The sequence below is a fragment of the Mesorhizobium sp. M0678 genome, from assembly GCF_040320505.1.
In the GTDB taxonomy this organism is placed as follows: domain Bacteria; phylum Pseudomonadota; class Alphaproteobacteria; order Rhizobiales; family Rhizobiaceae; genus Mesorhizobium.
Map to the genome: position 1 here is coordinate 102,296 of NZ_JAMYPT010000009.1, position 12,434 is coordinate 114,729.

The 12,434-nt window shown below is 62.7% G+C and carries 14 protein-coding genes; 9 read left to right on the top strand and 5 right to left on the bottom strand.

Annotation, left to right across the window (positions count from 1 at the left end; genetic code table 11):
* Positions 1-12: 12 nt before the first annotated feature.
* The 4 genes from NKI29_RS18030 to NKI29_RS18045 all read right to left on the bottom strand — a co-directional run bounded on the left by NKI29_RS18030 (position 13) and on the right by NKI29_RS18045 (position 5,176).
* Positions 13-1,065 carry a Gfo/Idh/MocA family protein gene (locus tag NKI29_RS18030; RefSeq protein WP_352569097.1) on the bottom strand — a complete coding sequence of 351 codons (1,053 nt, stop codon included), beginning with the start codon at positions 1,063-1,065 and terminating at the stop codon, positions 13-15.
* Positions 1,066-1,118: 53 nt separating this feature from the next.
* On the bottom strand, positions 1,119-1,904 hold the full coding sequence (locus NKI29_RS18035) for a ThuA domain-containing protein (RefSeq protein ID WP_352569096.1): 786 nt from the start codon (positions 1,902-1,904) through the stop codon (positions 1,119-1,121).
* Between the two features lie 363 nt (positions 1,905-2,267).
* Positions 2,268-3,794 carry a DUF2778 domain-containing protein gene (locus NKI29_RS18040; protein WP_352569095.1) on the bottom strand — a complete coding sequence of 509 codons (1,527 nt, stop codon included), beginning with the start codon at positions 3,792-3,794 and terminating at the stop codon, positions 2,268-2,270.
* Positions 3,795-4,363: 569 nt separating this feature from the next.
* Entirely contained in the window at positions 4,364-5,176 is an 813-nt protein-coding gene (locus NKI29_RS18045) for a class I SAM-dependent methyltransferase (protein WP_352569094.1), read from the bottom strand.
* A 191-nt stretch (positions 5,177-5,367) separates the two neighbouring features.
* Between NKI29_RS18045 and NKI29_RS18050 the strand changes: the two genes are divergently transcribed.
* Positions 5,368-5,790, top strand: coding sequence for a cupin domain-containing protein (locus tag NKI29_RS18050; RefSeq protein ID WP_031211929.1), 423 nt, complete (start codon positions 5,368-5,370; stop codon positions 5,788-5,790).
* A gap of 284 nt (positions 5,791-6,074) precedes the next feature.
* Here the strand turns inward: NKI29_RS18050 and NKI29_RS18055 are convergent, their stop codons facing one another.
* Positions 6,075-6,671, bottom strand: a complete 597-nt coding sequence (locus NKI29_RS18055) for a cation efflux transmembrane domain-containing protein (RefSeq protein WP_352569092.1) — start codon at positions 6,669-6,671, stop codon at positions 6,075-6,077.
* Positions 6,672-6,780: 109 nt separating this feature from the next.
* Between NKI29_RS18055 and NKI29_RS18060 the strand changes: the two genes are divergently transcribed.
* From NKI29_RS18060 to NKI29_RS18095, 8 genes are all read left to right on the top strand, one after another.
* A complete protein-coding gene (locus NKI29_RS18060; protein WP_352796848.1) occupies positions 6,781-7,188 on the top strand; it encodes a hypothetical protein in 408 nt (135 codons plus the stop codon).
* Between the two features lie 130 nt (positions 7,189-7,318).
* Entirely contained in the window at positions 7,319-8,755 is a 1,437-nt protein-coding gene (locus NKI29_RS18065; protein ID WP_352796850.1) for a multicopper oxidase family protein, read from the top strand.
* A gap of 27 nt (positions 8,756-8,782) precedes the next feature.
* On the top strand, positions 8,783-9,223 hold the full coding sequence (locus tag NKI29_RS18070) for a DUF411 domain-containing protein (RefSeq protein ID WP_352452325.1): 441 nt from the start codon (positions 8,783-8,785) through the stop codon (positions 9,221-9,223).
* A gap of 22 nt (positions 9,224-9,245) precedes the next feature.
* Positions 9,246-9,758 carry a TlpA family protein disulfide reductase gene (locus NKI29_RS18075; RefSeq protein ID WP_352587241.1) on the top strand — a complete coding sequence of 171 codons (513 nt, stop codon included), beginning with the start codon at positions 9,246-9,248 and terminating at the stop codon, positions 9,756-9,758.
* 67 nt (positions 9,759-9,825) lie between these two features.
* Positions 9,826-10,509: an SCO family protein gene (locus NKI29_RS18080; protein WP_352796853.1), complete on the top strand. Its 684-nt coding sequence runs from the start codon at positions 9,826-9,828 to the stop codon at positions 10,507-10,509.
* A gap of 53 nt (positions 10,510-10,562) precedes the next feature.
* Positions 10,563-11,342 carry a DsbA family protein gene (locus NKI29_RS18085; RefSeq protein ID WP_352755620.1) on the top strand — a complete coding sequence of 260 codons (780 nt, stop codon included), beginning with the start codon at positions 10,563-10,565 and terminating at the stop codon, positions 11,340-11,342.
* Positions 11,339-11,905, top strand: coding sequence for a hypothetical protein (locus NKI29_RS18090; protein WP_352755621.1), 567 nt, complete (start codon positions 11,339-11,341; stop codon positions 11,903-11,905). The genes NKI29_RS18085 and NKI29_RS18090 overlap by 4 nt, the downstream gene beginning before the upstream one ends.
* 140 nt (positions 11,906-12,045) lie before the next feature.
* Positions 12,046-12,288: a hypothetical protein gene (locus NKI29_RS18095; RefSeq protein ID WP_352796855.1), complete on the top strand. Its 243-nt coding sequence runs from the start codon at positions 12,046-12,048 to the stop codon at positions 12,286-12,288.
* Positions 12,289-12,434: the final 146 nt, after the last annotated feature.

The window sequence follows — 12,434 nt, forward strand, 5'->3', positions numbered from 1 at the left end:
CCCTGAACGATATCACTGCGTATCGGTGCTCAATTCGGCCCGCTTCTCATCCGACACGACTGCGAGGTCGAGCACCTTCTGCAATTCGGCCGCATGGCGGAATGACGGTTCGGCCTGGACGCCGTTGCGGACCGCATCGACGAAGCGCTGGTAGTTGGTCGGTACCGTTCCGGCGTCCAGAACTTGCCATTTGGCGTTCTCGACATCCTCGCCGATGCAGGCCTTCAGCTCCGAGCCGGTCAGATTGTGCACGACTTCGATGCCGCCCTTGTCGCCGTAGATGCGCAGGCGGAGTTCGTTCAGATGGCCGGTTGCCCAGCGGCTGGCATGGACGACGCCGAAGGCGCCATTGCTGAAATCGAGCGCCATGGTGAAACTGTCGTTGGCGTCGAGCTCGTATTCGCCGATCCGGTTGCCGGGCGCCTTGTCGAAGGATCTCAGGCGGCAGAACACATGGTCGATGTCGAGCGCCGCGCCATAGCTGGCGAAATCGAGAATGTGGATGCCGACGTCGCCCAGCACGCCATTTGAGCCGTGGCCGCGCGACAGCCGCCACAGCCATTTCGGATCGGTGCGCCAGTCGCCCCAGAATTTGGATATCAGCCAGCTCTGCAGATAGGACGCCTCGACATGCCTGACCGTGCCGATCTCGCCGGCCAGCACCATGGCGCGCGCCCTCTGCAGCGGCGCGACGTTGCGATAGGTCAGGTTGACCATGTTGATGATGCCGGCCCGCTCGGCGGCATCGGCCATCTCACTGGCCTTCTCGAAGTTTTCGGCCAGCGGTTTCTCGCACAGCACCGGCTTGCCCGCCGCGATCAGCATCATGGTGGTCGGATGGTGGATGCGATCGGGCGTCACGTTCGCCACCGCGTCGAACTTGCCCCACGCCAGCGCCTCGTCCAGCGACGCGAACCGGTTGGGGATACCGTAGATGTCCGAAAATTTGTCGACACGCGTACGGTCGAGATCGACGGCGCCGATCAGTTCGACGCCCTCGATCTTGCCGAACTGCCTGGCGTGCTCCTCCGCCATCCAACCGGTGCCGAGTATCAAGAGGCGCATGATTCTTATCCTTAGGACAGGGCTTTATCTTCTTGTTCGATCATGGATTTGGTCTAGCGAAAGCCGGCTTCGCCCGCGGAATGAAGTTTTCCGCCGCGCTCGACGATCGGCTCGAGCGCCTTTTCCACCGGCACGTTCGGCGCATCGAGGATGGCCGGATTGGAGCCTTGCGGGTTGTGCGCCCATCTCACCGCATTGCGCAGCACCTTGTGGACGTTGGCGTCGTGATAGGTCGGATAGGTCTCGTGGCCGGGCCTGAAATAGAAGATGTTACCGGCGCCGCGGCGATAGGTCAGCCCCGACCGGAACACTTCGCCGCCCTGGAACCACGAGATGAAGACGGTCTCCAGCGGCTCCGGCACGGCGAACTGCTCGCCATACATCTCCTCGTTCTCGAGCTCGAAATACTCGCCGATCCCGGCAGCAATAGGGTGGTTGGGGCTGGTCACCCAAAGCCGTTCGCGCTCGCCCGCCTCGCGCCATTTCAGCGTGCAGGGCGTGCCCATCAGCTTCTTGAAGATTTTCGAGAAATGGCCGGAATGGAGAACGATCAGCCCCATGCCTTCCCAGACGCGGCGCGCCACGCGCTCGACCACTTCGTCGGCGACGGCGCCATGGTCCTTGTGCCCCCACCACAGCAAGACATCGGTCTCGGCCAGACGGTCGGCCGGCAGCCCATGCTCCTTCTGCTCCAGCGTCGCCCACGACACCGAAATCTCCGGGTCGAGCTTCAGTGCATTGGCGATCGTCGCATGCATGCCCTCGGGATAGATGCCCGCGACCACCTCGTTGGTCCGCTCATGAATATTCTCGCCCCAGACGACAGCGTGTATTGTCATGATGTCCTCGCGATTGTTTGAAGCTGGAGCCGCCCTTACGGGTCAGTCATAATATCCTCGGCCGGGAATGAAAACCTTCGAGATTGGCCAAACCTCCCCAGCTTCGTCATCCCAGGGCGGAGCAGGCGCGAAGCGACGTCGCGAAGACCCTGGGATCCATGCCGTGACCTCTCCGCGCTGCAACGGGCGGGACTTTTTGATGCGGGAAGGACAGGAGGTGAAAGGGATCGCTACAGAACGGCTTTCAATCTGCGTCGTTGCATTCTTCGGCTGACGTAACGGCATGGATCCCAGGGTCTGCGCTCCGCTTCGCGTTCGCTCCGCCCTGGGATGACGAAGCCATGAAGGGCTGCCGCGAGCAATCTACGCCCCTCGCCCCTCTTGGGCGACGCGTGTCAGCGGCTTCGACAGGCGCGGCACGACGACAAGGCGCTTGATCTTGCCTTTCTTGTAGGCGGCGAGGAAGCGGGCATAGTCCTTGAAGACGACGCAGCCATTCGATTCGGCGCGGCCGCCGCGCAGCATGTAGGTGTGGGCGAGCAGGCCGTCGCGGCCATATTTGTTGCTGCCGCTGGCCGGCGTCAGACGGATCGCCTCGACACCGTGGAAGCGCGATTCGCGCATCGTCAGATTGTAGGTGTCCGGCGGCGTCGGGCCGACATTCTTCTTGTGGACGTAGCGTGGCTGGTCGACCATCGCGCCCAGTCCCGAATGTGCCTCCAGCCGCGAGCCGTCGGGCATGTAGACGGTCTTGGCCGAGATGTCGTAGACGGCGACGCCGCTGCCCAGGTTAGGCGTGGTGAACAGGTTCCTGAAGGCTCCGCCGAGACCGCCGGAAGACATGTCGGGCTTGGCATAGGCCAGCATATCGCCGCCCTGCGTCTTCGACCGTTTGCCCGGCTTGCCCGACACGGCCGGCACTGCCGCTTGTGACGAATTGCGAGGCGACAGGCTGCCGGGCGTCTCGACCGGCGGGGCGTCGGCCGTCTGCACCTTGCTCGCCTTGGCGGTCCTGGAGGCCTGCGCCTTGGGCGGCTCCGTTTTCAATGCCTGATCCTTTTGCGCCTGGGCCTTTGGCGCCTGGTCTTTTGGCGCCTGATCTCTTGACGCTTGAGCCCGCGGCGCCTCGGCCGGCTTATCGATGTCCGCCCGCGGACGCAGCGTCGGCAGCGGAATGCTGTCGGACATGTCGTCCTGCGGCGGCAGCGAGGCTAGCTGGACCTCAGGTTCTTGCAGCTCTTGTGAGGCTGCGGGCTCGCTTGCCGCGATGGCGGCCGGGAGCACATCGATCATCTGCTCCGGCAATGTATTCGCCAGCGCCAGCGCCAGGCGCGACGAGCGTTCGATCTCCGCCACCGCCGGCCCGAAGCGCACCGACGCCGGGCCGTTCGGGTCGGGTATGCGTACCGGCTCGGCGAACCGGGCGTCGGCCGGCAGGCTTGCGAGCATGACGGGTGAGCCGGCACGGGCAAAGGCGGCGGCAAGCTTTTGCGGCGACAGCCCTGCTTTGGCCACCACGTCGTCGAAGCTCGATTGCCGCGATGCATCGGCGACAAGCGGCACGGTATTGCGCTTGAGACGCGCCGATTTTCCCTGGTGGACGAAGTTCGACGCCGACCGCAGGCAGTTGGCATCGCACCCGTGCTGCAGCAGCTTGGCCGACAGCGCCGCGTTTGCTGCGGCCCACGTCGGGGCCTGCGCCTTTGCAAGGCTGCGGCGAGGATCGGCGAGTGCGATGGTGCGCGGCGCGAGCAGGCTTTGCGGGAGACCGTTGGAAGCGGCGGTGAGCGAAGTTCCCATCGAATAAAGGCCGGCCAAGGTCGCCACCGACCATAAAGCAATGGCTGCGCCGACGGCCGGAACCGCGACCCAGCGCAGGCCGGGCCTCATCGAAGTCAATCCAGTTGCAGGACTGTCACCCCGGGTTTTCGCACTTACAAACGCCATTCAACCACTCTCAATCGGCCGATGCCGGCTAGCGGATTTCGCAGCCGTGACATTCACAGTTCGCCTGGTGCCCCCAGCACGCTTCGCGTCTGTTGCCGATTGATTCAAAAGATGGACAAAGTTGGTTAACCAATCCCTCTACCGACCGCCGATTGGGCGACGGTCACACCGAAAAACGCCCTCCAAAACCTGCATAGTTGGCAAAACTGCCCTCCAATGATGACTTTGCTGCCCGTTTTTGTCGGCCGAGTCAAGAAAGCGAAATGACTAGACCTTGCTGGGCGGAGTCGGCCATGGCTGCGAAAGTGAAGCCGGGCCGACCGGAATCTTGCGGCCGGCAGCCGCCGCCATCAAGCCCCGGCGATCGGTCAGACCGGCGATTATCGACCTGGCACTTGTCGACCTGCCACTCGGGCGAATGAACGTTAATGTCTGAGAATTCGGGATAGCGGCAAGATGTTTGCCGCACAGCAGCTGAATGTCGCCAAGTGCCGGAGCGGGATATCCAACACCTAGGCCACAGCCACCACTATGTGAGCCTGGATTTTGGCAGCAACCTCGCCGCTGCCATGCCTGTCTGCAATCGCGGCTGCGGCGTAGTCGGTTGCAGCGTCCAGTTTTCCCGCCTCTCTGGCCTCGATTTCATTGCGAAGGAGAGTGCCCTGGCAATAAGCAACGGCCGGAAGACGCGGCGAGGAGGCACGGCTTTGTTCGGCCCTCGTCTCGATCACCACACCGGAAAAACCTGCGTCCTCCAGCTCGCTACGGATCAGTGCCGTATCGTGGTAGCCATGCGGCGTGCGTGCCAGAAAGCGCGGCGGATCGTTCGGAAAAATCCTTGCGAGAGCGTTCGTCACATCGTCGGCAAACACGTTCTCCTCGATGCGATCCCATACGCTGAATAGAAAATGTCCTCCGGGCTTCAGGACTCGCCGGGCTTCGCGGTAGGCAGATGAGCGGTTGGGAAAGAACATCGCGCCGAACTGACAACAAACGAGATCGAAGGCCGCATTTTCAAACGGTAGCGCCAGAGCATCCGCCTGACGCCATTTGATGCGATCGTCGGGAGCTTGCCGCGAAGCGGCGTAGTCGAGCATCGGCTGGTTGAGGTCGGTTACGACATAGCTTGCATCGGCGGACAGTTTTGGCGCCAATGCGCGGGTGACAACCCCGGTGCCCGCGGCGGTTTCCAAAACGGCGCTTGGCGACAAGGACGCTGCCCGTCGTGCAAGATCTGCGGCGAACGGCTCGAAAATCAACGGCACCATATAGCGGTCGTAGTTTTCCGGAATTGAGCCGGCGAATACCTTGTCCGTTTCCAACATTGCTATCCCCCGCCGTCCGTTTGATGGCTCGTCAGCATAGCATGGAATTGTTTGCTATTCGGTCGCATTCGACCGGGAGGCGGTTCGCTCCCGGAAGCTCCGAAACGCCGTGCTGCAATTATCTGCATATGTGTTAATATATTGTGGTCATGCGCATTGGTGCGTGGCCAAACATAAAATGGGAGGATGCGATGAAAACCATAAATCGCAGGTCTGCAATCGCGCTCGGCGTGACGGCGGCAGCGGTAACGCCTTTGTTCACGCTGGCGGCTGCTGCAAAGGTCAAGAAATACGGCCCGAAGGAAGGCAAGGAGATAGCCCCCGGCGTCAGATTGGTCGAGGTCGGCACCGGCAATTCCGATATCCCCGCTTACAAGAGCATCTCAATTGTCGATATAGTCTTTCAGCCCGGAGCAGCCGCCCCTCAAATGGTGATGGACAACGACATGGTCTGCACCATTGCTGCCGGTGAATTCACGATCAAGAAGGCGGACAAGGAATTCAAGCTCAAGGAAGGTGACGTGTACACCTGCTCCAAGGGCAAGACCGACGAGGCAGCCAACACCAGCAAGGTGGTCGGCATCCACCGCATCGCCGTCTTGATACCTGCCTAGGGCATGCCGCCGAAAATCGGGCCCGCGTCCTCCATCAGGGACGCGGGCCTTTTGATGACGTGCGTGGCCTTGAGCGGTTCATCGTTTCACCGCTTCGACCCGGTCGACTTCGTCCAAGTGTGGTGAGGCTCATGCTGTTCATGGTTTTCCTCCGATTTTACTTATGAGCGGTTCTCCCTCCGCCCGCTTTGAAAGGGTGCGATTATATTAGAGATCGCGCAGGTTTCCGGCTGACTGCTGCATTGGCGGAGTGGCAATCGGCAGCGCGCTGAGCGTTTTGGAGTTCACGAAATGGCCCGGTGCTCTTCCCGAGCTGCCCCCCAGACCTCGCGCGCCGCGTCTGCATTCAGTGCCGCGATTCCCAGGCCGACGATCAGATCCGGCCACGCCGAGCGCCACAGGAAGGCCGTCACCAATCCGGCCAGTATGATCGCAACATTGGCGACCGCATCGTTGCGGGCCGAGAGGAATGCCGCCCTGGTAAGACTGCCGCTGTGATGGCGGTAGCGCGCCAACATGTAGGCGCATGACAGATTGACCGCGAGAGCGCCCAACCCCGCCAGCGTCAGAGCCGTTGGCTGCGGCGGCACCGGCATGTTGAACTTTTCCCACGCGGTCCACAGCGTCGCCAGGCCCGGCACCAGCAGGATAAGCGCCAGCGCCATGCCGACCCGCGAGCGGGCACGCAGCGACCATCCCATGGCGAGCAGTATGAGGAGATTGACCGAGGCATCTTCCAGAAAATCGACGCTGTCGGCGAACAGCGACACCGAGCCGATCGCCAGCGCGACGGCGAATTCAATGCCGAAATAACCCAGGTTCAGCAGTGCGACGACAAGCACCACCCGGCGAAGGCCGTCCGACGTGATGGCTTGCTGCATGGTCTGCCCTAACACGATGCTTCTTACTGGCTGCCCTGCCCTCGACGGTTTCGATGTCGCGTTGTCGGGGCTTGCAAAAGCGGCGCTTTGAGGCCAGCCTAGGCCGAACATGGCGCGCCTGTCACCAAAACACCTCCTGGTCATGCTTCTCGCGGTCGTCGTGACCGCCGGGTTCAGCCTGTCCGCCGCTCAAGCTGCCGTCATGTCGGCCAGGATGGCAGTCGACGGCCGCATGACCATGGCCGCAGATACCGGCACCACCGACGCCGACATGGCCAAGATGGCCGATGCCAGGGACGGTGACTGCAACGCTTGCCTCAAGGGCTCGGCCGGCAATGACAAACCGATGCAATGTGCGCCGACCTGTGTCGCACCGGTTCTGGCGGTACTGCCGGAAGCTTTCCCCGTGACGGGACTGCCGCAGCCCGAGCTGCCGTCGGCGCTTCCCGCCCCGTTCCTGCACGGGCGAAGTCTGCTGCCCGAGCCATTCCCTCCAAGACCCAGCGCTCTCGTCTGACGCCGTTTCTGCCGTTCCACGGCTGATTAGCGGCGTTTGATCGCCCGGTTGCGCGCACTGCGCAGCGGGCGCGGTAGCAATTCAATCGACGTCGCGACGTTCGCCGTCGGTTGCCGCAGGGGTCACAAGAGTGAATTCCGTTTCAAATCCGTTCATAACGCGCCGCAAATTCCTGCTTGCGGCAGCGAGCATTGCCGCCGCAGTGCCGATCCGCCCTGCGCTGGCGATGGCCACCGGCGAATACCGGATCAGGGTGGCGCCGGGCCAGGCCCGGTTCGCCGGCCCCGATGGTCCGCGCACTCCGGTATGGGCCTATGATGGCACGGTCCCCGGCCCGACACTGCGCTTACGCCAGGGGCAGCCCGCTCGGATCATCGTCGAGAACGGACTGGACGAAGACACCACGGTTCACTGGCATGGCATCCGGCTGCCGAACGCCATGGATGGCGTGCCCGGCCTGACGCAGAAGCCGATCAGGCCAGGTGAAAATTTCATCTATGAATTCACCCCGCCCGATGCCGGCACCTTCTGGTATCACCCGCACGCCAACAGCCTGGTCCAGCTCGGCCGTGGCCTTGCCGGCGCACTGGTCGTCGAGGAGGTCGAGCCGGTCGCCGTCGACCGTGACATTCTGTGGCTGCTGCAGGACTGGCGGCTTGCGGCCGATGGGCAGATCGCCGGCGGCTTCGGCAGTGCCATGGATGCATCGATGTCGGGCCGCGTCGGCAATGTCGTCACCGTCAACGGCACGGGGCCAGGCGATCGGAGCGTGAAGGCCGGCGAGCGCGTCAGGCTGCGGCTCGCCAATGCCTCGCTTGCCCGCATGATGGCGCTGCGCTTCGAAGGCCACCGTCCGGTCGTCGTCGCCATCGACGGCCAGCCCTGCGATCCGCATGAACCGGAGGGCGGTCGCCTGGTGCTGGCGCCCGCCATGCGCATCGACATCGTGCTCGACATGCAGGGTCACCCCGGCAGCCGCCACGCGGTGATCGACGATTTCTACGACGGCCTCGCCTATACGCTGACCACGCTGGCCTATGACGCAGCGCCGTCGCTGAGAACCCATCCGCTCGACACGCCTGTCGGCGTGCCGCGCAACCCCTTGCCCCAGCCCGACCTCGCTGGCGCCGAGCGCCAGGAGATCGTCCTGCAGGGCGGCATGATGGGCGGCGGCAAGCTCAAGGGCGTCGGCGGCATGATGGGCATGGGGATGACGGGCATGAACGGCGGTGCGGCCTGGGCGATCAACGGCATGTCGATGACCGGCGACGGCCATGCCGGCATGGCGCCGCAGTTCACGCTGAAACGCGGTGTGACCTGCCATCTCACCATGCGCAACGAAACCGCCTGGTGGCACCCGATGCATGTCCACGGCTTCAGCCTGTCGGTCATCTCGCGCAACGGCTCGCCGGTGCCGCACCGGCAATGGCAGGACACGGTGCTGCTCGCCCCCAAGGATACGATCGAATGCGCCTTCGTCGCCGACAATCCGGGCGACTGGATGCTGCACTGCCATGTCGCCGATCACCAGATGGCCGGCCTGATGACGGCGTTCCGCGTGACCTGAACTTTTATCCAACCAAGGAGAACTGCAATGAAACTGACCTACCGCCTCGCCGCCCTGTCCCTGCTGATCGCAACGCCGCTGCCCGCCTTCGCCGCAACGATCAACGCCGTCATGTACAAGAACCCGCAATGCAGCTGCTGCGAGTCCTACGCCAACTATCTCGAGCACAACGGCTTCAAGGTCGACATCAAGCCGGTCAACAATCTCTCCCAGATCAGCAGCGATGCCGGCGTGCCGGCCGACCTCGAAGGCTGCCACACGCTGATGGTCGACGGCTATATCGTCGACGGCCTGGTGCCGGTCGAGATCGTCAAGAAGCTTTTGACCGAGCGCCCTGCCATCACCGGCATAACGCTCGCCGGCATGCCGGCCGGCGCCCCAGGCATGGGTGGCGAGAAGCAAGGCCCCTTCGTCGTCTACGCCTTCACCAAGGACGGCAAGGCGCCCACCGTCTACGCGACCGAGTGAGGACATTGTGAGCAAACTAGCCATGGTCCTGGTTGGCATGCTGCTGGCGTTTTCGTGGCCGGTATCAGCCGCTGAGCCGCCGCAGAACTTTGCCGTTCACGAGGCGCCCGTCCCCGTGCCGGAAATCAGCTTCGAGGATGGCAATGGCAAGCCGAAAATGCTTGCGGATTTCCACGGCAAGGTCGTGCTGCTTAACGTCTGGGCGACATGGTGCGCGCCCTGCCGCAAGGAGATGCCGACGCTCGATCGCCTACAGGCCAAACTCGGCGGTCCGGATTTCGAGGTCGTCGCGCTGTCCATGGACCGCGCCGGTCCTGAGATTGTGAAGAAGTTCTTCGCCGACATCGGCATCAAGCACCTCGCCCTCAACATCGACGTCTCGGGCAGGGCCATGTTCGCCATCGGAACCGTCGGCCTTCCGGCAACCCTGCTGGTCGACCGCGACGGCAAGGAAATCGGCCGGCTGATTGGGCCGGCCGAATGGGACGCCCCCGACATGGTCGACTTCATCCGCAGCCGCATCGCCGCCAAGTGAGAAAGGGACAGATATGTTCGGGCTAAAGGCTCGCTGCGTTGCATCGGCTTTGAACGAATGGAGGTGCTTGCTGCTAAGCGTAATTGCCATTGCGGCGCTGACCGCGGGCTTTTCGTATCAGGCGCAAGCCCACTCGCTCGACGAAATCGACGCCACGCTTGAGGCCGACGAGAAATATTTCCAGCCGATCGACAAGCCGGCGCCTGATTTCACGCTGCGCACCGCCGACGGGCGTGTCGTGCGGACGGCCGATCTGCGCGGCAAGGTGGTCGTCCTCCACTTCATCTACACGTCGTGCCCGGATGTGTGCCCCCTTCATGCCGAGAAGATCGCCGAGATCCAGAAAATGGTGAGCGGCACGCCGATGAAGGACCGGGTCAGCTTTGTGACCATCACCACCGACCCGACCAGGGACACGCCGGACGTGCTCAGCAAATACGGGCCGGCGCACGGGCTCGATCCCGTCAATTGGCTGTTCCTGACCACGATGGAGGATCAGCCGGAGGATGCGACCCGCAGACTGGCGGAGGCCTTCGGCCACAAGTTCACGCTGACGGATGATGGTTATCAGATGCACGGCACCATCACCCATGTGATCGACAAGGAGGGCCGCTGGCGGGCGAATTTCCATGGCCTGGATTTCGCGTCGGTCAATCTCGTCACATTCGTCAATGCGCTTACCAACAATGTCGAGCGCCCGCACCATGAGCAGGAAACGGGATGGTGGGCGAAAATCAAGGGCATGTTCTGAGGCATCATTTGCACGTGCCGGCGGTCCGGCGAAACAGAGGGAAGGAGAACCCTGTGACCCACAAGTCCAATCCATTGAGCGGAGCCGTCGGCAAAATGGCCCGTGCCGTCATGCTGGCCGGCGCGACGATCTGGCTCGCGCTCGGTCTCCACAATCAGGCGATCGCCGCGGGCGAGATGTCCCAGGACCAGTTCGACCAGCGCATTCACGACTACATTCTTGCGCATCCCGAGGTGCTCGTGCAGTCGCTGCAGAGCCTCGACGCCCGCCAGCGCGAGGCTGCCGCAAAAGAGGCGAAAGCCGCTTTGACGGACAAGGCGGACGAGATTTTCCGGGACCCGGCGAGCCCGGTCGGCGGCAACGCCGAAGGCGACGTCACCGTGGTCGAGTTCTTCGACTACAACTGCCCCTATTGCCGGCAGGTTGCGCCGATCATGGCGCAAGCAATGGCCGACGATCCGCAGCTCAAGATCGTCTACAAGGAATTCCCGATCCTCAGCACGGATTCCGTATTTGCTTCCAAGGCGGCTCTCGCCGCAGTGCGCCAGGGCAAATACATGGCATTCCACAAGGCCTTGTATGCGGTGCAGACGCGGGTGACCGAAGCGGTCGTGCTGAAGGTGGCTGCCGACGTCGGTCTCGATGTGGCTAAACTGAAGACCGACATGCAGCAGCCCGATATCCAGGCGTCGATCGACCGGAATACGCAACTGGCCCAGGCGCTGAAGATCAGCGGAACGCCAAGCTTCGTCGTTGGCGAGCAGATTTTCCCCGGCGCGACCGACCTCGCAACGATGAAGAAACTGATCGAGCAGGCGAGGACCAGCAAATGAGCCGAATATTTTGCCCAAACCGACGGACGGTTGTTCTGGGGAGCGCCTTTGGCGCCGCTGCGGTCGTGAGCCTGCTCAAGGGGCCGGATTTGGCGATCGCCGCTGAGGATCCCGATCTGGTACGCCGTTTCAGATATCTCAGCCAGAACGGCAACAGCACGTGTTCGACCAAGTTCACGGAATCGATCGCGACCATGCCGGCAACGTCGCGGATCACGGGCTCGTGCTGCAGCCCGATGGAGACGAAGCGCTATGCCGAGCAGGTGAGCGGCCTGGCCAGGTACCGCGAGATTGCGATGATCCCAAGCGATCCGTACGATATTCCGGCCGGCATCGCACAGAAGATGATGCCCTACTACGATGTGAAACTCTCCGGCGAAGAGCAGCAGGCCTACGACTATGCGATGGCCAATTCCAGCGAGAAAGGTCCATGCTGCTGCCAATGCTGGCGCTGGAAAGTGTATGGCGGGCTGGCGAAGTTCCTGATCCGCGAGCACGGTTTCACCGGCAAGCAGGTCGTCGACGTCTGGGATCTCTCAGACGGCTGCGGCGGAGGAGAGTAGAGCCGGGCGACAACTCGGCTGCGGTTCAACAAGCGCTCTCAACCTGTTCTACCTTCTTGAAAGGAGCGCTTGACCTTCCGGTGGCTGGAACCGTCAGGCTCATTGCTAACTTCCGGAGGTCGTTCTCCGGAGGTCGTCCAATGGCGGACCGAACCATGAATGTCGAAAGGCAGCTACTGGCCCTGTTAGAGAGGCATATCGGCAAGGCAGATCAGATGTCGCGGAACACTTGCTGCGGGCGCTGGAGGCGCTGGATTAAAGCCCTGCCCTTTCGGAGTTACCGCGCGGCCAGCATGTTCTGGCCGAAGCCTATTATGAACTCGTTCGTCGATAGCATTGAACGTGCCTTGATTGACCGGCAAGCCACCGCCTTCGTGGGCTGATCGAGTTCGCCTTGACGGGCGTACATGGCGAACTAGTTCCCCTCGCAATCGCCGGTGGCAGCGGCGGCGGGAGGGATGATTGTGATGATGATGGACGGTTCAATGTGGATGATGGGCGGCATGGCGCTCATTTGGGTCCTGGTGCT